Raw genomic sequence first — 19,762 nt, forward strand, 5'->3', positions numbered from 1 at the left:
GTGTGACCGGCGCACTCCGGCGGTGGCAGACTCGCCTCGTGCGGATCAGTCAGGCGGGTGCGGACGACGTCCCGGAGTTGGCCCGGCTGCTGTGGCTGGACAGTCTTCATGAGGAGCCAGCACAGCCGTCCATTGACGCATTCACAGCGGAGCTTGCTCGGTGGTGGGAAGCCCACCGGGACTCGCACCTGGCGTTCGTCGCTCGACTCCGCCGACCCGAGATCGTCGGCATGGCCTGGGTCGCGCTCGTCCCTCGCGTGCCACGACCTGAAGCGACACGTCGGCTGTCCGCCGACATACAGAGCGTCTTCGTCGTGCCGGACCAGCGAGGCCAGGGGATCGGCTCGGCGCTCGTGGAGGCTGCGTCCGAGCATGCGGCACACCTCGGGGCCCTCCGCGTAACGGTTCAATCCGGTCGCAGGGCGGTCCCGGTGTACGAACGGCTGGGCTTCGAGTCGTCCCGACAACTCCTACAGAGATCGGCGGGCTAGGCGGCCAGTAGCACACCGTCCGCCAGGGTCGAAGAACCCGAACGGCTACTGCAACCACGGACCCAACGGGCTGAGCTGCCCGGTCGGCGTGGCCCGCACCGCCGGCTGACCCCACGTCCACGGTCCGGGCCCTGCGGTGTTCGTCACACCGCGGGCCCGGTCCGTTTCCGGCACCGGCCCCCCGGAGGCACGAACCGAGCTCTCCACCACCGGCCACCGTGGGTGGCGGCGCATGGTAGCAACCTGTCACACGTTCGTCATCGTCCCAACAGGCGCTGCGTAACAACCTCTGGCAGCATTGGTTGCTATGTGCGGACTTGCGGGAGAGTTCCGCCGTGACGGTTCACGCGCCGATGTCTCGGCCGTGGAGCGGATGGCGGCCACGATGAGTGACCGAGGACCCGACGACAGCGGCATCTGGTCGCAGGGCCCGACCGCGTTGGGACACCGACGCCTGAAAATCATCGACCTGTCCGCCGCCAGCGGCCAGCCGATCGTGGACGCCGCCGCGGGCCTGACCGGCGTCTTCAACGGCTGCGTCTACAACTACCGCGAGTTGCGCGCCGAGCTGCAGGCCAAGGGCCACCACTTCTTCTCCACAGGGGACAGCGAGGTCGTCATCAAGGCGTACGCCGAGTGGGGGCTCGACTTCGTCGACCACCTGATCGGCATGTTCGCGGTGGCGATCAGCGAACGCGACACCGGCCGTCTGGTGCTGGCCCGGGACCGCCTCGGCATCAAGCCGCTCTACCTGGCCGAGAGCCCCGGCGTGGTGCGCTTCGCCTCGACCCTGCCGGCGCTGCTGGCCGGCGGCGGCATCGACACCACCATCGACCCGGTGGCGCTGGCCCACTACCTCAGCTTCCACAGCATCGTGCCGCCGCCGCGGACGATCCTGCGCGGCGTCACGAAGCTGCCGCCGGCCACCGTTCGGGTGTACGAGGCGGACGGCTCCACCCGCGAGCGGGTCTACTGGGACCCGACGTTCGGCCGGGCCGCCGAGCGGGCCGACTGGTCCGAGCGGGACTGGCAGGACGCCCTGCTCGACTCCCTCACCACCGCCGTACGCCGCCGGATGGTGGCCGACGTGCCGGTCGGCGTGCTGCTCTCCGGCGGCCTCGACTCCAGCCTGGTGGTCGCGCTGCTGGCCGGTGAGGGGCAGAGCCGCTCCGGCCTGGCCACGTTCTCCATCGGCTTCGACGCGGTGGGCGGCCGGGAAGGTGACGAGTTCGTCTACTCCGACCTGGTGGCGAAGACGTTCGGCACCGACCACCACCAGATCCGGGTGCCCACAGGCGACCTGCTGCCGCCGCTGGAGTCCGCCGTCGCGGCCATGAGCGAGCCCATGGTCAGCCATGACTGCGTCGCGTTCTGGCTGCTCAGCCAGGAGGTCGCCCGGCACGTCAAGGTGGTCCAGTCGGGGCAGGGCGCGGACGAGATCCTGGGCGGCTACCACTGGTACCCGCCGCTGGCCGGGGTGGACCGGGAGCAGGCGCTCGACACGTACGCGAAGGCGTTCTTCGACCGGGACGCGGCCGGGCTGGCCCGGGTGCTCAACCCGGCGTGGCTGGCCGACGGCGACCCGGCGCGGGAGTTCGTGGCGGCGCACCTGTCCCGGGCCGGCGCGCAGACCGCGGTCGACGCCGGCCTGCGGATCGACACCCAGGTCATGCTCACCGACGACCCGGTGAAGCGGGTCGACAACATGACCATGGCGCACGGGTTGGAGGCCCGGGTGCCGTTCCTCGACCACGAGTTCGTGGAACTGGCCGCGAGTTGCCCGCCGGAGCTGAAGCTGGCCCAGGGCGGCAAGGGCGTGCTCAAGGAGATCGGCCGGCGGGTCCTGCCGCACGAGGTCATCGACCGGCCGAAGGGCTACTTCCCGGTGCCGGGCCTGACCCATCTGGAGGGCAAGCTCCTCGACCGGGTACGCGACGCGCTGACCGCCCCGCAGGCGCGCCGCCGTGATCTGTTCCGCGCCGACTACGTCGACTCGCTGCTCGCCGACCCCAATGCCGAACTGACCCCGTTGAACGGAAACAAGCTGTGGCAACTGGGACTTCTGGAAATGTGGCTCCAGAGCCACGGAATCGACTGACCATGACCGACACCCTCGCCACCGGCTCGGCGCGTACCGACCGGGAACGGGTGCTGGGCCGCCGCCGGGAACGCACCGGCCCCGGCGGTGACCCGGTGGCCCCGGGTACGCCGGAGTCGGGTCTGCCGTCCACCGCCGCCGCCACCGACGCCTCCGGTGTGGTGCTGGACTGCGGCTGGGGCCGGCTGGTCTTCGGGCACACGTTCGCCGACCAGGTGCACGTGGCGGACGTGCTGCGCTCCGAGGCGGTCGGCGCCCGGGACATCTGCATCTACCTGCGCGACCCCCACGTGCTGGTGTCCCGGCTGCCGGACGAGCTGTTCATCGACCCGTCGTTGACCTACCGGCTGCCGCTGGGTGACGCGCGGCCCGCCGCCACCGAGGGCGGCGAGGTGCCGGCGCTCACCATCCGGCAGTTGCGCGACGCCGACGACGCGGACGCCGTGAACCGCATCTACGCCCGCAACGGCATGGTCACCGCGCCGGTCGAGGTGCTCGTGGACAACGCCGACACCGACCGGTTCCTGCATCTGGTGGCCGAGGACGCCACAGGCGAGCTGGTCGGCACCATCACCGGCGTGGACCACGTCGCGGTCTTCGACGACCCGGAGAACGGCGCCAGCCTCTGGTGCCTGACGGTGGACTTCAACATCGCCCCGCCGGGCACCGGGCAGGCGCTGCTCACCGCGCTTGCCGACCAGCTCGACGCGCGCGGCCGCTCGTTCGTGGACCTGTCGGTGCTGGCCGAGAACTCGGGCGCGATCCGGCTCTACGAGCGGCTCGGCTTCCACCGCACCGGCACGCTGTGCGTGAAGCGCAAGAACCCGATCAACGAGCGCCTCTTCCTGCCGGCCATGCCGGCGGGCTACGACGAGCTCAACCCGTACGCGCAGATCGTCGCGGACGAGGCGATGCGGCGCGGTATCCGGGTGGAGGTGACCGACCCGCACTGGGGTGAGCTGAGGCTGACCAGCGGCGGTCGCACCATCCACACCCGCGAGTCGCTGTCGGAGCTGACCTCGGCGGTGGCGATGAGCCGCTGCGACGACAAGCGGGTGACCCGGCGCATCCTCACCGAGGCGGGGTTGTCGGTGCCACGCGGGCGCACCGCCACCGGCGAGCCGGACGACCTGGCGTTCCTGGCCGACGTGGGTACGGTGGTGGTGAAGCCGGCGCGGGGCGAGCAGGGCAACGGCATCACCGTCGGGGTGCGTACGCCGGAGGCACTGACCGCGGCCGTCGAGCTGGCCCGCCGGTTCTGCCCGGACGTGCTGATCGAGGAGCTGCGCGCGGGCGAGGACCTGCGGGTGGTCGTGATCGACCACGAGGTGGTGGCCGCGGCGGTTCGCCGGCCGGCGCAGATCACCGGCGACGGGGTGCACGACATCACCGAGCTGATCGAGCGGCAGAGCCGGCGGCGGGCCGCCGCCACCGGCGGGGAGTCCCGCATCCCGATCGACGACATGACCCGTGAGGTGGTGGCCGAGGCCGGCTTCCGGATGCACGACGTGCTGCCCGAGGGGCAGGTGCTCGCGGTGCGGCGGACGGCCAACCTGCACACCGGCGGCACCATCCACGACGTGACCGCCGAACTCCACCCGGAGATCGCCGACGCGTGTGTGACGGCCAGCCGGGCGCTCGACATCCCGGTCACCGGGCTGGATCTGCTGGTGCCCGCGCCGGACCGCCCGGAGCACGTGTTCATCGAGGCCAACGAGCGTCCCGGGCTGGCCAACCACGAGCCGCAGCCGACCGCCGAACGCTTCGTCGACCTGCTCTTCCCGGGTACCCGGGCACCGCAGCGACTCTGGTCGCCGGCCGGTGCGGCAGGCTCTGGGGCATGACCGCACGCAAACCCGAACCGCTCAAGCTCGACCTCGACTATCTCCGCCAGGTGCTCATGGAGCTGCTGGAGATCCCCAGCCCGTCGGGGCGCACCGACCACATCCAGCAGTACGTGGGTGAGCGGCTGTCCGCCATCGGGATCACCTCGACGCTGACCCGGCGTGGGGCGCTGAGCGCCTGCCTGCCCGGCCGCCGGTCGACCGGCGCGGACCGGGCGGTGGTGGTGCACACCGACACCATCGGCGGCATGGTGAAGCGGCTCAAGGAGAACGGCCGGCTGGAGGTCAACCCGATCGGCACGCACAGCGCCCGCTTCGCCGAGGGCGCCCACGTGCGGATCTTCACCGACGACCTGGAACGGGTGATCACCGGCCAGGTGCTGCCGCTGAAGGCGAGCGGGCACCGGTACAACGAGGCCGTCGACCTCCAGGGCGTCGGCTGGGGGCTGGTCGAGGTCCGTGTCGACGAGCCGGTGCACGACGAGGCCGGCCTGCGGGCGCTGGGCATCGACGCCGGGGACTTCGTCGCGCTGCTGGCCAACCCGACGATCACCCCGAGCGGGTACGTCAAGTCCCGGCACCTGGACGACAAGGCCGGGGTGGCCGCGGTGTTGACGGCGTTCAAGGCGATGGTCGACGCCGGGATCACCCCGGCGGTCAGCGCGCACCTGCTGGTCACCGTCACCGAGGAGATCGGCCACGGGGCCAGCCACGGGCTGGACCCGGACGTCGCGGAGATCGTCTCGGTGGACGCGGCGGTGGTCGCCCCCGGCCAGCAGTCCCGCGAGACCGCGGCCACGCTGGCGATGGGCGACGGGGTGGGGCCGTTCGACTACCACCTGACCCGGAACCTGGCCGCGATCGCCCGGGAGCACGGGGTGGAGCTGGTCCGGGACGTGTTCGAGTACTACCGCTCGGACGTGGCGGCGGCGGTCGAGGCCGGCGCGCACGCCCGGGTGGCGTTGCTCGGCTTCGGCGTGGACGCCACCCACGGGCACGAGCGCACCCACCTGGACGGCCTCCGCCAGCTCACCCAGTTGCTCTGCCTCTACCTGCAGAGCCCGCTGGTGTTCCCGGAGTGGGACGCCGAGCCGGAGGGCGACCTGGCGGACTTCCCGTCACTGGCCGTGCAGCCGGCGCTCGAGGATGGCCCGCGCGAGGGCCCGATCGGCCTGGACTGACCGTTCCGCGCGGCAGCCGGCTGCCCGGGGGCGGCCGGCTGCCCGGGGGCGCACGACGACGCAGGCTTCGTGGCGCGGCACAGGGCTTCAGCGCCGGCCGGACCATTGGCCCCGCGGTTTCCGCACCCGGCTACCCGGAGTCGGGCTTCGGGCGGAGCCGGAAGCGGCACCACCCCTTCGGCGCTCCTTTCGAGCTGATATCAGCAATGACTCACTCAGGCCGCCGGCAGCGCCGAGCGCCCCCGACGCCACTCCGCCACCCACCGACCGGCGCCACCCACCGCCACCACCACCCGCCACCACCACCCACCGCCACCACCGACCGGCGCCGCCCACCCCGCCGCCACCACCCACCGCCACCACCGACCGGCGCCGCTCACCGCCACCACCGACCGGCTGCCGCCCCGGAGGACCGGCCACCAACGGGCTCTCCGCCCGGCCAGGTCCCCCAGGCCAGACGTGGCTCTCCCGGCGACCGCCGCAACCGTCGGCGTTGCTCCGCCCCGGTGGTCGCCGGCCCATGGCCGTCGTCGCCATGATCCCGTCGCTGACTACCGGTGCCCTCCGGTCTGATCGCGCGGCCGGTGGGCCATGCCGACGATGAGTCGTTCCTGATATCAGCTCGAAAGGCAGCGGAAAGTCCTGCCCTGCCCACCGCCGCACCTCGTCCCACACCCCCGACCAGCCCTGCCACACGGACGGCGGACTTCCGTCGGTCTGTGATCGAAAATTCGTTGCCGTGACGCGCGGCGAGTGGATAGCGTGTCCGTACACGGGAAAGGAGGTGGTCCAGACTTGTATAGCAATCGGACTCGTGAGGTGGCTGTCCGCTAGCCGCTGTCCTCGACAGTGAAACCCCGTCCGCCGCGAGGCGGGCACAGCACCATCGTCGAGACCGTGTGGCAGCGGTGCGGCGAAACCACGACAGCCACCCGACCCCCGGGGTGCCGGCCCAGTCCAGCCGGCCCGCGCGCAAGCGCGGAAGCCCCGGGGGTCGCTTTTTGCGCTCCGGAGGATGCGGTGTCCATGCGCGAGCTGGTGGTGCTCGGGACGGCCAGTCAAACCCCGACCCGGCAGCGCAACCACAACGGCTACCTGCTGCGCTGGGACGACGAGGTGATCCTCTTCGACCCGGGCGAGGGCAGCCAGCGGCAGATGCTGCACACGGGCGTCACGGCCACCGACCTGACCCGGATCTGCGTCACCCACTTCCACGGCGACCACTGCCTCGGGCTGCCCGGCATCATCCAGCGCCTCTCGCTGGACCGGGTGCCGCGCCCGGTGGCGGTGCACTTCCCGGCCGGCGGCGCCGAATACTTCACCCGGCTGCGCCACGCGTCGAGCTTCCACGAGACCGCCGAGTTGGCCGTCGAGCCGATCGACGCCGACGGGCAGCGGATCGCGCTGGGTGCCGGCACGTTGGAGGCCCGCCGACTGCGGCACCCCGTCGAGACGTACGGATATCGACTGATCGAGCCGGACGGCTGCCGGATGCTGCCGGAGCGGCTGGCCGCGTACGGCATCGCCGGTCCGGCCGTCGGGCAGTTGCTCCGCGACGGCCACCTCGACCTCGGCGGACGCCGCGTCACCCGGGACCAGGTGAGCGTCACCCGGCCCGGGCAACGGTTCGCGTTCGTGATGGACACCGGGCTCTGCGACGGCGTGTTCGCGCTTGCCGAACATGCCGACCTGCTGGTGATCGAGTCGACGTTCCTGGAGTCGGAGGCGACACTCGCCGCCGAGGTCGGCCACCTCACCGCCGGCCAGGCCGCGCGGGTGGCGGCCGAGTCGGGGGTACGCACGCTCGTGCTCACCCACTTCTCCCAGCGCTACGCCGACCCGCGCCGCTTCCACGACGAGGCCCGGGAGCACTTCGCCGGCGACCTCGTGATCGCCGAGGACCTGCGCGCGGTGCCGGTGCCACCACGGCGGGTACCGTCGCCCGGGTGACGGTCACCCTGCGCGCGGCAACCGAGGCCGACCTGCTGGCGGTCGGCGCCCTGCACCAGCGGTCCCGGGTGGCGGCGTACTCGTCGTTCCTGCCGCCCGAGGCGCTGGCCGAACCCACCGCGGAGGCGATGGGGCACTACTGGGTGGAGCGGCTCACCTGGGAGGGCGCCGAGCACCGGATGACCGTGGCCGTGCGCGACGGGCGGCTGGTGGGGTTCACCTACCTCGGGCCGGACGACGAGGGCGACCCGGCGACCGGGCTGCTCAACGCGATCCACCTCGACCCGGACGAGCGGGGCCGGGGCACCGGCCGGGCGCTGATGGCCGACGCGCTGGACGCGATGCGAGCACGGGGCTGGACCCGGGCCGCGCTGTGGGTGCTGCGGGACAACGACCGGGCCCGGCACTTCTACGAGTGCGGCGGCTGGACCCTCACCGGCCTGCGGCGCGACGAGCACATCGGGCCCGCGCTGGTGCCCCAGCTCCGCTACGGCCGGAAGGTGTAAGGAAGGGCCCCTTATTAACGCCTCCGGTAGAGGAAGGGCCCCCTTTTAACAGCGCGGTGTTAAAAGGGGGCCCTTCCTTACCGCGTCAGCGCGCGCCGAGGTGGGCCAGCAGGTCCTGCCGGGTCAGCACACCCTTGGGCTTGCCGTCGACGAGCACCAGCGCCGCGTCCGCCTTCTCCAACAACCCGACCGCCTCGCTGACCGGCTGCCCACCGCCGATCATCGGCAGCGGCTCGCCCATGTGCCGCTCGATCGTGTCGTGCAGGTGGGCCTGGCCGGTGAAGAGCGCGTCGAGCAGGTCCTTCTCGGCGATCGAGCCGGCCACCTCGCCGGTCACCACCGGCGGCTCGGCCTTGAGCACCGGAAGCTGCGAGACGCCGTACTCGCGCATGTAGTCGATGGCGTCGCGGACCGTCTCGGTCGGGTGCACGTGCACCAGCTCGGGCAGGCCGCCCGGCTTGCCGGCCAGCGCGTCGGCCACGGTCGGCTCGGTGCCCGAGTCGTCCAGGAACCCGTAGCGGGCCATCCACCTGTCGTTGAAGATCTTCGACAGGTAGCCCCGGCCGCCGTCCGGCAGCAGCACCACGACCACGTCGTCCGGGCCGGCCTTGCGGGCCACCTCCAGCGCGCCCACCACGGCCATCCCGCAGGAACCGCCGACCAGCAGCCCCTCCTCGCGGGCCAGCCGCCGGGTCATCTCGAAGGACTGCTTGTCCGACACCTCGACGATCTCGTCGGCGATCGACCGGTCGTACGTCTCCGGCCAGAAGTCCTCACCGACGCCTTCGACCAGGTAGGGCCGGCCGGTGCCGCCGGAGTAGACCGAGCCCTCCGGGTCCGCCCCGATCACCCTGACCCGCCCCTCGGACGCCTCCTTGAGGTAACGGCCGATGCCGGAGATGGTGCCGCCCGTGCCGACCCCGGTGACGAAGTGGGTGATCTTCCCCTCGGTCTGCCGCCACAGCTCCGGGCCGGTGGTCTCGTAGTGCGAGCGCGGGTTGGCCGGGTTGCTGTACTGGTTGGGCTTCCACGCGCCGGGGGTCTCCCGGGCCAGCCGGTCGGAAACGTTGTAGTAGGAACGCGGGTCCTCCGGCGCCACGGCGGTCGGGCAGACCACCACCTCGGCGCCGTACGCGCGCAGCACGTCCTGCTTGTCCTGGCTGACCTTGTCCGGGCAGACGAAGACACACCGGTAGCCCCTGAGCTGGGCGACCAGGGCCAACCCGACGCCCGTGTTGCCGCTGGTCGGCTCCACGATCGTGCCCCCCGGCCCGAGGATGCCGGCCTTCTCGGCGTCCTCGACCATGCGCAACGCGATCCGGTCCTTCACCGAGCCGCCCGGGTTCACGTACTCCACCTTCGCCAGCACGGTGGCCTGGATGCCCTCGGTGACGTTGCGCAGGCGCACCAGCGGGGTGTTGCCGATCAGCTCGACGACGTTGTCGTAGTACTGCACCTCGTTGTGCCCTTCGTTGCGCCGGCGTCGGGGCGGCCGGTCAGCCGTCAGTTCGCCGCCCAGCGTACGTGCCGTCAGGGCACGACATGACCCGGGATGAGAGAGCTGCGACGGGCCTCCCACTCCAGGAACCGCTCGGTCTCGGCGAGCACGCTGCCGGCCAGCCAGGTGACCATCACCGCGTCGTCGGCCAGCCCGAAGATCGCCAGCGGGATCTCCGGCAGCAGGTCGATCGGCGAGACGATGTACGCCGTCGCACCGGCCATCAGCGCCAGGCGCAGACCGCCGTCGTACTCGCCCCGGGTGGTCGCGCGGAGCATCCGCGGCAGCGCCGCCAACCGGGCGCCCAGCGACGGCCCGCCCCGCGCCCCGGCCGTCAGCGCCCGGGCCAGCGCGGCGAACGCGGCGCTGCGCTTCAACGTCTTCCCCATGATTCCGCCTCTCTCCGCTCGACCAGGGTGCATCCCCCGGGCAAGTTCCGCGTCCGCTCCCCCTCAGGTACCCATTCCGGCCGCCGCCCAGCCATCCGATCACGGACAGCAGTGGTCGTACCGGCGCGATACTGTCGGTGCATGGGGGACGCTGGTTCCGTCGCGCCGATCCGCTGGCAGCGCGCCCGGCAGATCGCCCGCCTCGCGGCGATCGGCACGGGCGCCACGGTGGCGGTCACCGCCGCCACCGGCGGGATGCTGCTCGGCCAGGCCCGGCAGGCCCGCCGCACCATCCCCATGGCGCAGGCCCCACCGCCGCGCTGCGACGGTGTCTACGGCGCGAGGTTTCCCGGCCCGCCGGTCACCATGGTCGTCCTCGGCGACTCGTCAGCGGCCGGCTACGGCGTGCACCGGCGTCGGGAGACACCCGGCTCGTTGCTGGCCACCGGGCTGTCCCGCCGCCTGCACCGGCCGGTCCACCTGCACCGGTTCGCCGTGGTGGGCTCCCTCTCGGCCGGCCTCAAGCCACAGGTCGAGTCCGCCCTGGAGGTCGAACCGGACATCGCCGTGGTGCTGATCGGCGGCAACGACGTCACCAACCGCACACCGCCGGCGGTGGCGGTGCGTTACCTGGTCGACGCGGTCCGGACGCTGCGCGCCGCCGGCTGTGAGGTGGTCGTCGGCACGTGCCCCGACCTGGGCACGATCCGGCCGATCCAGCCGCCGCTGCGGTGGCTGGCCCGCAGGTGGAGCCGCCAGCTCGCCGCCGCGCAGACCGTGGCGGTGGTGGAGGCCGGCGGCCGTACCGTCTCGCTCGGTGACATGCTCGGACCGCGGTTCGCCGCGGAGCCCGGCCGGATGTTCGCCTGGGACCGCTTCCACCCCTCCGCCGAGGGTTACGCGGTCGCCGCGGCGGCGTTGCTGCCCGTGGTCCTCTCCGCGTTGGGTGCCGCCCCGGAGCACCGGCCTTCTCGCACCGGCTCCGAAGGCGTACGGTCGCTCCCGGAGGCGGCGCACGAGGCGGCGCGGCACGCCGGCACGGAGGTCAGCGGCGTCCAGCTACGGGGCCACGACCGCGGTCCCGGCGGGCGGTGGGCGCAGCTGCGGTGGCGAGCCTTCTTCGGCGTCGGTGCGACACCGGCGACCGGCGGCGGCGTCGGCCCGGCCACGCTGGGGGGAACCGGATGAGCGAGCGCGGCGTCGGACACCGGGAGGTGGCGGCATGAGCGGACGGAACGAGACGGCACGGTGGGGCCGGGCTGCGGCCCTGTCGCTGCTGGCCGGCACGATGGGCGGTGCGGCGGTCCTCGCCGGCCAGGCCATCGCCGCCCGCAGCCGGGAGTACGCGCAGCCCGAGCTGGGTCTGGTGCTGCGCGCCACGGTCGGGCGGGCCGACGCGCCACCGCTGCGGTTGGTGCTGCTCGGCGACTCGTCGGCGCTCGGCGTCGGCGTGGAGCGCTTCGAGGAGACGATCGGCGGGCAGCTCGCCCAACTGCTCGCCGAGGGGCCGACCGGCCGCCGGGTGCACCTGTCGAGCGTCGGGGTCTCCGGGTCACGCGCCACCGACCTGGGCACCCAGGTCGCCCGGGCGCTGCTCGGCGAGCGGCCGGACGTGGCTGTGGTGCTGATCGGCGCGAACGACGCGACCGCGTTGACCCGTCCGGCCGACGCGGCGGCATACCTCAACTCGGCGGTGCGTCGGCTTCGGGAGTCGAACGTCGAGGTCGTCGTCGGCACCTGCCCCGACCTCGGTGCGGTACGCGCGGTCGCCGCCCCGCTGCGCCAGGTGCTCGGCTGGTCCGGGCGTCGGATGGCGCGGGCGCAGACCGCTGCCGTGCTAGACGCCGGGGGCACGGTGGTCGACCTGGGCGTGGAGACCGGCCCGGTGTTCCGCGCGGACGCGGGCACGCTCTGCCGTGACGGCTTCCACCCGTCGGCCGACGGTTACCGGGTCTGGGCGCACGCGCTGCTTCCGGCGGTCGAGGCCGCCGCGGCGGTGGCGTTCCGGCACCATCGCCGCCCTCCGGCGGGGTGACATTTCCCGCCTGTCCCGCGCTTCCACGGCATGTTACCCGCGGGTTAACGTTGGTACATGCCGATTGAGTCGCCCCGTGACGCCGTCATCGTCGCCACCGCCCGGTCCCCCATCGGTCGCGCGTTCAAGGGTTCCCTGCGGGAGGTCCGCCCGGACGACCTCGCCGCCACCATCGTCCAGGCTGCCCTGGACAAGGTCCCGGCGCTCGATCCCACCACCATCGACGACCTCTACCTCGGGTGTGGCCTGCCCGGTGGCGAGCAGGGTTTCAACATGGCGCGGGTGGTCGCCACGCTGATGGGCCTGGACGGCCTGCCGGGCGCGACGCTGACCCGCTACTGCGCGTCCTCCCTCCAGACCACCCGGATGGCCATGCACGCGATCCGGGCCGGTGAGGGTGACGTGTTCATCTCCGCCGGGGTGGAGATGGTCTCCCGGTACGCCCGGGGCAACTCGGACACGTTGCCGCCGGATGCGCAGGCGCTTGTCGGCGGCGGTTGGGAGAATCCCCGCTTCGCCGAGGCGCGGGAACGGTCCGCGGCCCGCGCCCAGGGCGGCGCCGAGGTGTGGACCGACCCGCGCGACGCCGGCCAGCTCCCCGACATCTACCTCAGCATGGGGCAGACCGCGGAGAACCTGGCCCAGGTTCACGGCGTCACCCGCGAGGACATGGACGCGTTCGGTGTCCGCAGCCAGAACCTCGCCGAGAAGGCCATCGCCGACGGCTTCTGGGCCCGCGAGATCACGCCGGTCACCACGCCGGACGGCACGGTGGTCGGCACCGACGACGGCCCGCGTGCCGGAGTGACGCTGGAGGCGGTGGCCGGACTCAAGCCGGTGTTCCGTCCGGACGGCCGGATCACCGCCGGCAACTGCTGCCCCCTCAACGACGGCGCCGCCGCCGTGGTGATCATGAGCGCGGAGCGGGCGTCCCAACTGGGTCTCACCCCGCTGGCCCGGATCGTGTCCACCGGCGTCACCGCGCTCTCCCCGGAGATCATGGGCCTGGGGCCGGTCGAGGCGTCGAAGCAGGCGCTGAAGCGGGCCGGCATGACCATCGACGATGTCGACCTGGTGGAGATCAACGAGGCGTTCGCCGCCCAGGTGATCCCGTCGTACCGGCAGCTCGGCATCCCGGAGGAGAAGCTGAACGTGGCCGGTGGCGCGATCGCCGTCGGGCACCCGTTCGGCATGACCGGGGCCCGGATCACCGGCACCCTGCTCAACGCGCTGGAGTGGCACGACAAGACCATCGGTCTGGAGACCATGTGTGTCGGCGGCGGCCAGGGCATGGCGATGGTGCTGGAGCGACTGAACTGAGCCAGGTTCGCCGACGCGCGGCACGGGTACGGGAAGCCGCATGGCCACCGTCGTGGAACGCGAACGCAAGTACGCCGGCGACGAGGGTTTCCGGCTGCCCGATCTGACCGGTTGCGGTGGCGTCGTGACGATGTCCGACGCCACCGTGTCGGATCTGGACGCCGTCTACTGGGACACCGACGATCTGCGGCTGGCCCGGAGCGGGCACGCGCTGCGTCGGCGTACCGGCGGGCACGACGCGGGCTGGCACCTCAAGGTGGGCGCGGTCGGCGGCACCCGGGTCGAGCACCAGTTCCCGGTCGGGGCGTCCGACGACGGCCCGCCGGCCGAGTTGCTCGCGCTGATCCGGGGCGCGTCGCGGGGACGTCCGGTGACACCGGCCGCCCGGGTGGTGAATCGCCGCCGGGAGCGTCGCCTGCTGGACTCGGACGGCCGGGTGCTGGCCGAGATGGCCGAGGACGACGTGCTGGCCGAGGATCTGGTGGACGGCGACGGGAAGTCCTGGCACGAGATCGAGATCGAGTTGGTCGAGGGCGACGACGATCTGCTCGACGCACTCGCTGACCGGCTGCGCGCGGCCGGTGCCCGGGAGGTGCCGGTCAGCAAGTCCCACCGGGCGGTCGCCGGCCGGCTCGCCCGGTTCCCGGACCGGTCGCCGACGGGTGCGGCAGCGGCCGTCCTCGGGTACGCCCGCGCGCAGCGGGACGCGATCGTCGGGCACCATGCGGCGGCGTACCAGGGGGACGAGGACGCGGTCCACGACATGCGCGTGGCGACCCGCCGGTTGCGGGCGACGCTGCGGACGTTCCGGGGCCTGTGGGACCGGCGGGAGAGCGAGGCGGTCCGCGCCGAGCTGCGCTGGCTCGGTGGCGAGCTGGGCCGGGTCCGTGACGGCCAGGTGATGGCCACCCGGCTCACCGAGGCGGTGCACGAACTGCCGGCCGAGTTGGTGCTCGGCCCGGTAGCCGCACGGGTCGGCCAACGGTTCGCCGCCGACCTGGCCGACGCGAGCACGGCGCTGCGGGCGGCGCTGGACTCCGACCGCTACCCCGACCTGTTGGTTCGGCTGGACCGGCTGGTCGACGGCCCGGTCGAGAACGTGGACCGGCGCTGGGTGGACCGCCGGGTCCGCCGGGCGGTGCGCCGCGCCGACGCGCGGCTGGACCGGGCGCTCGCCGACTCCGGGCCGGACGGGGACGCCGCGCTGCACGAGGCCCGCAAGAAGTACAAAGCCGCCCGGTACGCGGTGGAGCTGCGCGTGCCCGTCGCCGGCAAACCCGCCGCCCGCCTGGTGAAGCGGTTCAAGGCACTCCAGAACCTGCTCGGCACGCACCAGGATTCGGTGGTGACCCGGGAGGTGCTGCACCGGCAGGCGCTCCGGGCGTACGCCGAGGGCGAGAACACCTTCACCTACGGCCTGCTGCACGCCCGCCAGGCGGCGGCGGCCGGGCACGACCGGCCCGCGGTGCTGCGGACGCGGGACCGGGCCCGAGGACGCAAGGTGCGTCGCTGGCTCGAACACTGAGCCGACCGGCCCTCCGACCGGCCCTCCGGCCGGCGCTCCGACCGGCCCTCGGAGCGGCGCTCGCGCGGTCGCAGGCACCGACGGGCGGCGCCGCCGCCCCGGGGCACCACCCGGCACCTGCTGTTCGAATGCCTTTCGAGCTGATATCAGGAACGACTCAGCGCCCGGGCCGGCCGATCTGGACCGACCCGGACAACACGACCGCTCGGCCGAGCGGGGCCGACCGATCGGGCCGGCCGCGTCCAGCCGAACCAGCGGGAGTCACAGGGGCGGGCAGGACCAGCCGAGCCAGCGGGATCCAGCCAAGCCAGGCAGGACCAGCCGAGCCAGCAGGGAGTCACGGGGCGGGCAGGACCAGCCGAGCCGGCGGGAGCCAGCCAGGCCGGACGGGACCGGCTCCATAACGCGCGGCGGACGCTGGAACGGCCGCATCACACGCACGCGGCCGGACGGGCGGTGAGTCGTTTCCGCTATCAGCTCGATAGGCATTCCGAACCGATACCGCTTCCCAGCGAGGGCGAGGGCGCGCCGAGGGCGGGGGCGCGGCGAGGGCGGGGGCGCGGCGAGGGCGAGAACCGCCACCAGTTCAACGACGCGTAGGGCCCGAGGGCGAGACAAGGCGAGGCAGGCGGGGTGGGCGAACCCTCGCGCCGGGAGGGGTGGTGACGCTTCGGCGGAGAGCTACAGAGCCGACCGGGTGCGGGCCACGGCATCGGCGGCCTCGGCCAGCACGGACTCGGGCGGGTCGGCCCGGGCCAGATCGGCGGCGACCACCCGCAACTGGTCGGGCAGGACCAGGTCACCGGACAGCCGGGGCACGTCGCGGCGCGGTTCGCCGGCCGCGTCGGCGGCCAGGTCGGCGAGCTCCTGGACCAACTTGTGCACCAGGTCGGCCCGGGACACGTTGCCGCCCCGCGCCGAGGCCGACCAGCGGGGCTGCTGCCAGTGCCCGATCTGTCGGACCAGCAGGGTCACCGCCCGGTCCAGTTCCGCTGCGCTCATCGCCGCTGAGTCTACGGTCAACGGCGCACGTAGCTGAGCAGGCGGAGGATCTGCCAGTACAGGAAGATCAGCCCGACCAGCAGGCCGAACGCGCAGTACCAGGCGTAGCGGCGAGGCAGGCGGTTGGCGGCCGAGCGTTCGACCAGGTCGAAGTCGAGGATGAAGCTGAGCGCCCCGGCGATGATCGCCACCACCGAGAACAGGTACGGCAACCAACCCACCCGATCGCTGAGGCTGTAGACGGCCACCCCCTGCCGCCCGGTGAACAGATAGGCGAACAGGTTGACCAGGCCGATCGCCACGACGCCGAGGAGCGTGCCCAGCACCAGCCGGGCCAGTCTCGGGGTGGCTCGCACCAACCCGGCCCGGTAGAGCAGGGCCATGCCGAGGAACACGCCGAACGTGCCGACCACCGCCTGCACCACGATGCCGGGATAGACCAGCTCGAAGGCCCGGCTGGCCACCCCGAGCAGCAGCCCCTGCAACACCGCGTACCCGATGATGACCGGCGGGTTGGTGACCTGCCGCAGCGAGATGACGAGCACCACGGCGAGGCTGGCCAGGGCGCTGCCGGCCAGCGCGGCAGAGATCCACGTCGCCTGCGGCACCGCCACCCAGGCCACCGCGGCGGTGACGCCGGTGACCAGCAGCAGAGCGACGGTCCGGCCGACCACGTCGGCAACCGTCATCACGTCGGCGGTCCCGACACCGAGGACCTGCCGCTCGGTGCGGCCGACGTCGTCCAGCCGGTCGAGCACCGGGTTGCCGCTGCGCACCGTGACCACCTCCCGCCGACGTACCCCGGTCCCACTCTGCCCCGGGCGGCGCGGCGGGGACGGGAAAACGGCGACGCCCGCCGCCGCGGATGCGGCAGGCGGGCGTCGCGGGTCGGGCGGCGTCTCGGTCAGTCGTCGCCCTGGAAGTAGCTGAGCAGCAGCAGGATCTCGATGTAGAGCCATACCAGGCCGACCACGATGCCGAAGGCGGCCGTCCAGGCGTAACGCTGCGGGAGGCCCATCCGGACCCCCTCCTCGATGTCGGCGAAGTTGAGCACGAAGCTCAGCGACGCCACCACGATGCAGACCAGGCTGAACCCGATCGCGAGCGGGCTGCCGTCACGCAGGTGCGTGTTCACGCCGAACAGCGCCAGCACCAGGTTGATCATCATGACGCCGAACAGGCCGGCCATGACCGCCACCATGATCCGGGCGAACTTCGGGGTGGCCCGGATGATGCGCGCCTTGTAGATCATCGCCATCAGGAAGAAGACGCCGAACGTGCCCGCGACGGCCTGGAGCACGATGCCGTCGTAGAGCGTCTCGAACGCCTTGCTGACCATGCCGACGAAGACGCCCTCGATGATCGAGTACGCCACGACGAGCGCCGGGTTGGCCATCCGCGAGAACGAGATGACCAGGCCGAGCACCAGACCGACCACGGCGGCGCCGATCCAGGCGACGCCGACGAGCGAATCCGGCACCAGCACCCAGGCCGCGGCGGCCGAGGCTCCCAGGATGGCGAGCATGAGGACCGTCTTGACGACGACGTCGTCGATGGTCATCGGAGTCACGGTGGGCGGGGCCACCGGCTGGCCGTAACCGCCCGGGTAGGGCTGCTGCTGGGGGTACTGCTGTTGCGGGTGCTGCTGGGGGTATCCGGGCTGACCGTAAGGCCCGGGCTGGGCGTACCCGGCCGCCCGCTCCCGCTCAGCCGCCTGGCCGAGCCGGGCGAGCACCGGGTTCGAGGTCTTCACTTCTCAGGCCTCCCTCAGGGGGTCGATCGCACGTAGACGTGCTTCTCCAGGGTAGACGTGGCCGCAAACGCGCGCGCCACGGCTAGCTGTGGGAAAGCTGAGAGTTCACGTGCCCGGGGCGGGGGTCGAACCCGCACGCCTTGCGGCAGCCGCTTTTAAGGCGGCCGTGTCTGCCGTTCCACCACCCGGGCGGGTGACACCGGCGCGTCGACACGCGGCGGTACAGATCTCACCGTAGCGGCTCGCCCGTCACACGGCGTACCCCGACGGGTGCGGCCGATATGGTCGAGGCCGTGACCAGCACCGCCCGCACGGCCGCGCGGACCGACCGCGACCAGGCGATCCGTCCGGCGGCGGGGGCGAGCCGGCGGGCCCGCTCGTGGGCCGCCGCCCGGCGGCACCGCGCGGACCTGCTCGTCGCACTGCTGTTCGTCGCGTTCGCCGGCTGGCTCACCCACGGCCTGTGGCCGGCCCCGGACACCCGGATGCTGGCGCTCAACCCGGCCGACCAGACGCTCTACGAATGGTTCCTGGCCTTGGACGCACGTGCGCTGCGCGGTGAGTTCAACCTGGTCACCGACCGGCTGAACGCGCCGGACGGGGTCAACCTGATGGCCAACACCTCGGTCGTCGCGCTCGGTGTGCTGCTCGCCCCGGTCACCCTGGCGTTCGGTGCGCCGGTCACGTTCACCCTGCTCGTCGCCGTCAACCTGGCCGGCACGGCGCTCGCCTGGTATCTGCTGTTCACCGCTACGCTGCGGGCCCGCCGTGTCGCCGCAGGGCTCGGCGCGGCACTGTGCGGATTCGGGCCGGGCATGGTCTCGCAGAGCAACGGCCACCTGCACATGACCGCGCAGTGGCTGGTCCCGGTGCTGGTCTGGCTGGTGGTCCGGCTGATGCGCGCCGCCGACCCCGCCGGTCGCGCCGACGGCCCGGACCGTCGCCGAACGGCGTCCTCGGCGGCCGGGCTCGCCGCCGTCGTCACCGTGCAGGTCTTCGTCGGCGAGGAGGTGCTGTTCCTCGCCGCCCTCACCCTGGCGGTGATCGCCGTCGCCTACGCGCTGGCCGACCGCGAGTTGTCCCGGCGGGCGTTGCCGGGCTTCGCCGGCGGGCTGCTCGGCGCCGCCGGGCTGGCGCTGCTGGTGCTGGCCGTCCCGCTCCGGGTGCAGTTCGCCGGCCCGCAGGGCGTGGCGGACGGGATCTTCCCGCCGGCCTACTTCTCCGCCGACCTGGCCGGCTGGACCACCCTGTCCGCGCTGTCGGTGTTCGGCAGCCCCGAGTCGGTCCGACTCACCACCGGCCCGGCCGAGTTCACCACCTTCCTCGGCTGGCCGCTGCTGCTGGTCGCCACCGGGTGCGCGGTCTGGCTGGGCCGGCGTGCCCCGGTGGTGGCCGTGGTCACCGGCGCGCTGGTGATGGCCGCGTTCGCGCTCGGCCCGCACGTCGTGGTCGGCGGCGAACGGACCGGCGTGCCCGGCCCCTACACGCTGCTGACCGGGCTGCCCGTGGTCGACGGCGCGCTGCCGATGCGGTTCGCGCTGGCGGTGCTGCCGCTGGTCGGCACCCTGCTCACACTCGCCGTGCACCGGGCGCTCGGCGAAGTCGGCCCGGTCCGCCGGCTCGTCCCGTACGCGGTCGGCGCGGCCCTGCTCAGCGTCCTGCCCACGCCGCTGCCCACGACGGACCGCCCGCCGCTGCCCGAGTTCGTCACCGGCGGCCACTGGCGGCAGTGCGTACCCCCCGGCGGGGTGCTGGTGCCGGTGCCCACCGCCACCCCGAAGGACCCCGACCCGATGCGTTGGGCCACCGCCACCGGCGTCGACTTCGCCATGCCGGAGGGCTTCTTCATCGGCCCGTACGGGCGCGGCGGCACGGCGACCATGGGCACCTGGCAGCGGCCCACCTCGGCCCTGCTCGCCGACGTCGCCCAGCGGGGCGTGGCGCCGACCGTCGGCGACCGGCAACGCCGGCAGGCCGCCCGGGACGTCGAGTTCTGGCGCGCGTCGTGCGTCGCGCTCACCGACGACACACCGCACGCGGCACCGCTGCGCCGCACCCTGGAGCAGCTCTTCGGCCCCGGCACCCGGATCGCCGACGCCTGGACCTGGCGCCCCTGACCGGACACGCCGAAGGGCCCCTCCGGCACGGAAGGGCCCTTCGGCGGCGATCG

At 73.0% G+C, this 19,762-nt stretch carries 17 protein-coding genes, 1 tRNA gene and 1 pseudogene; 12 read left to right on the top strand and 7 right to left on the bottom strand.

Translation table 11 applies throughout. From position 1 onward, the window contains the following. Window positions 1-38: 38 nt before the first annotated feature. The 5 genes and pseudogenes from ACLQ2X_RS13550 to ACLQ2X_RS13570 all read left to right on the top strand — a co-directional run bounded on the left by ACLQ2X_RS13550 (window position 39) and on the right by ACLQ2X_RS13570 (window position 5,614). A complete protein-coding gene (locus ACLQ2X_RS13550; protein ID WP_425681348.1) occupies window positions 39-491 on the top strand; it encodes a GNAT family N-acetyltransferase in 453 nt (150 codons plus the stop codon). Window positions 492-519: 28 nt separating this feature from the next. Beyond that, window positions 520-600: pseudogene (locus tag ACLQ2X_RS13555) on the top strand (peptide-methionine (S)-S-oxide reductase MsrA); the annotation flags it as partial. A 198-nt stretch (window positions 601-798) separates the two neighbouring features. Further along, window positions 799-2,589, top strand: a complete 1,791-nt coding sequence (locus ACLQ2X_RS13560) for an N-acetylglutaminylglutamine amidotransferase (RefSeq protein WP_425681349.1) — start codon at window positions 799-801, stop codon at window positions 2,587-2,589. A 2-nt stretch (window positions 2,590-2,591) separates the two neighbouring features. Next, window positions 2,592-4,433, top strand: coding sequence for an N-acetylglutaminylglutamine synthetase (gene ngg / locus ACLQ2X_RS13565; RefSeq protein ID WP_425681350.1), 1,842 nt, complete (start codon window positions 2,592-2,594; stop codon window positions 4,431-4,433). Then, window positions 4,430-5,614, top strand: coding sequence for an osmoprotectant NAGGN system M42 family peptidase (locus tag ACLQ2X_RS13570; protein WP_425681351.1), 1,185 nt, complete (start codon window positions 4,430-4,432; stop codon window positions 5,612-5,614). Before ngg ends, ACLQ2X_RS13570 begins: the two co-directional genes overlap by 4 nt. Window positions 5,615-5,829: 215 nt before the next feature. Here ACLQ2X_RS13570 and ACLQ2X_RS13575 read toward each other — a convergent pair whose 3' ends face one another. Further along, window positions 5,830-5,994 (bottom strand): hypothetical protein, encoded by a 165-nt coding sequence (locus ACLQ2X_RS13575; RefSeq protein WP_425681352.1) that lies wholly within the window; start codon window positions 5,992-5,994, stop codon window positions 5,830-5,832. 640 nt (window positions 5,995-6,634) lie between these two features. On the opposite strand from ACLQ2X_RS13575, the gene ACLQ2X_RS13580 reads away from it, so the two are divergent. Beyond that, window positions 6,635-7,564 (top strand): ribonuclease Z, encoded by a 930-nt coding sequence (locus ACLQ2X_RS13580; RefSeq protein ID WP_425681353.1) that lies wholly within the window; start codon window positions 6,635-6,637, stop codon window positions 7,562-7,564. After that, window positions 7,561-8,070: a GNAT family N-acetyltransferase gene (locus ACLQ2X_RS13585; protein ID WP_425681354.1), complete on the top strand. Its 510-nt coding sequence runs from the start codon at window positions 7,561-7,563 to the stop codon at window positions 8,068-8,070. The genes ACLQ2X_RS13580 and ACLQ2X_RS13585 overlap by 4 nt, the downstream gene beginning before the upstream one ends. An 85-nt stretch (window positions 8,071-8,155) precedes the next feature. Here ACLQ2X_RS13585 and ACLQ2X_RS13590 read toward each other — a convergent pair whose 3' ends face one another. Both ACLQ2X_RS13590 and ACLQ2X_RS13595 read right to left on the bottom strand, forming a co-directional pair. Next, window positions 8,156-9,526, bottom strand: coding sequence for a cystathionine beta-synthase (locus tag ACLQ2X_RS13590; RefSeq protein WP_425681355.1), 1,371 nt, complete (start codon window positions 9,524-9,526; stop codon window positions 8,156-8,158). Window positions 9,527-9,600: 74 nt separating this feature from the next. Continuing rightward, complete coding sequence (locus ACLQ2X_RS13595) at window positions 9,601-9,957, bottom strand: YkvA family protein (RefSeq protein ID WP_425681356.1); 357 nt, start codon at window positions 9,955-9,957, stop codon at window positions 9,601-9,603. 141 nt (window positions 9,958-10,098) lie between these two features. Between ACLQ2X_RS13595 and ACLQ2X_RS13600 the strand changes: the two genes are divergently transcribed. Genes ACLQ2X_RS13600 through ACLQ2X_RS13615 form a run of 4 tightly spaced genes read left to right on the top strand, consistent with a single transcriptional unit; the run spans window position 10,099 to window position 14,837 of the window. Next, window positions 10,099-11,145, top strand: a complete 1,047-nt coding sequence (locus ACLQ2X_RS13600) for an SGNH/GDSL hydrolase family protein (protein ID WP_425681357.1) — start codon at window positions 10,099-10,101, stop codon at window positions 11,143-11,145. A gap of 34 nt (window positions 11,146-11,179) precedes the next feature. After that, complete coding sequence (locus ACLQ2X_RS13605) at window positions 11,180-11,992, top strand: SGNH/GDSL hydrolase family protein (RefSeq protein ID WP_425681358.1); 813 nt, start codon at window positions 11,180-11,182, stop codon at window positions 11,990-11,992. A 57-nt stretch (window positions 11,993-12,049) separates the two neighbouring features. Continuing rightward, window positions 12,050-13,312, top strand: a complete 1,263-nt coding sequence (locus tag ACLQ2X_RS13610; protein WP_425681359.1) for an acetyl-CoA C-acetyltransferase — start codon at window positions 12,050-12,052, stop codon at window positions 13,310-13,312. Between the two features lie 40 nt (window positions 13,313-13,352). Further along, window positions 13,353-14,837, top strand: coding sequence for a CHAD domain-containing protein (locus ACLQ2X_RS13615; RefSeq protein ID WP_425681360.1), 1,485 nt, complete (start codon window positions 13,353-13,355; stop codon window positions 14,835-14,837). Window positions 14,838-15,518: 681 nt separating this feature from the next. Here ACLQ2X_RS13615 and ACLQ2X_RS13620 read toward each other — a convergent pair. From ACLQ2X_RS13620 to ACLQ2X_RS13635, 4 genes are all read right to left on the bottom strand, one after another. Further along, a complete protein-coding gene (locus ACLQ2X_RS13620; protein WP_425681361.1) occupies window positions 15,519-15,839 on the bottom strand; it encodes a hypothetical protein in 321 nt (106 codons plus the stop codon). A 17-nt stretch (window positions 15,840-15,856) separates the two neighbouring features. Next, on the bottom strand, window positions 15,857-16,615 hold the full coding sequence (locus ACLQ2X_RS13625; protein ID WP_425681362.1) for a Bax inhibitor-1/YccA family protein: 759 nt from the start codon (window positions 16,613-16,615) through the stop codon (window positions 15,857-15,859). Window positions 16,616-16,743: 128 nt separating this feature from the next. Then, entirely contained in the window at window positions 16,744-17,592 is an 849-nt protein-coding gene (locus ACLQ2X_RS13630; RefSeq protein ID WP_425681363.1) for a Bax inhibitor-1/YccA family protein, read from the bottom strand. 110 nt (window positions 17,593-17,702) lie between these two features. Beyond that, a tRNA-Leu gene (locus tag ACLQ2X_RS13635) sits at window positions 17,703-17,783 on the bottom strand. A gap of 90 nt (window positions 17,784-17,873) precedes the next feature. Here ACLQ2X_RS13635 and ACLQ2X_RS13640 point away from each other — a divergent pair. Continuing rightward, entirely contained in the window at window positions 17,874-19,709 is a 1,836-nt protein-coding gene (locus ACLQ2X_RS13640) for a hypothetical protein (protein WP_425681364.1), read from the top strand. The last annotated feature ends 53 nt before the right edge of the window (window positions 19,710-19,762 follow it).

This window comes from Micromonospora sp. DT31, from assembly GCF_049841795.1.
Classification (GTDB): Bacteria; Actinomycetota; Actinomycetes; order Mycobacteriales; family Micromonosporaceae; genus Micromonospora.

Coding starts and splice junctions, on each gene's coding strand:
- ACLQ2X_RS13610 (WP_425681359.1), top strand. CDS start 12,050: ATGCCGATTGAGTCGCCCCGTGACGCCGTCATCGTCGCCACCGCCCGG.
- ACLQ2X_RS13595 (WP_425681356.1), bottom strand. CDS start 9,957: ATGGGGAAGACGTTGAAGCGCAGCGCCGCGTTCGCCGCGCTGGCCCGG.
- ngg (WP_425681350.1), top strand. CDS start 2,592: ATGACCGACACCCTCGCCACCGGCTCGGCGCGTACCGACCGGGAACGG.
- ACLQ2X_RS13570 (WP_425681351.1), top strand. CDS start 4,430: ATGACCGCACGCAAACCCGAACCGCTCAAGCTCGACCTCGACTATCTC.
- ACLQ2X_RS13640 (WP_425681364.1), top strand. CDS start 17,874: ATGGTCGAGGCCGTGACCAGCACCGCCCGCACGGCCGCGCGGACCGAC.
- ACLQ2X_RS13620 (WP_425681361.1), bottom strand. CDS start 15,839: ATGAGCGCAGCGGAACTGGACCGGGCGGTGACCCTGCTGGTCCGACAG.
- ACLQ2X_RS13615 (WP_425681360.1), top strand. CDS start 13,353: ATGGCCACCGTCGTGGAACGCGAACGCAAGTACGCCGGCGACGAGGGT.
- ACLQ2X_RS13560 (WP_425681349.1), top strand. CDS start 799: ATGTGCGGACTTGCGGGAGAGTTCCGCCGTGACGGTTCACGCGCCGAT.
- ACLQ2X_RS13600 (WP_425681357.1), top strand. CDS start 10,099: ATGGGGGACGCTGGTTCCGTCGCGCCGATCCGCTGGCAGCGCGCCCGG.
- ACLQ2X_RS13605 (WP_425681358.1), top strand. CDS start 11,180: ATGAGCGGACGGAACGAGACGGCACGGTGGGGCCGGGCTGCGGCCCTG.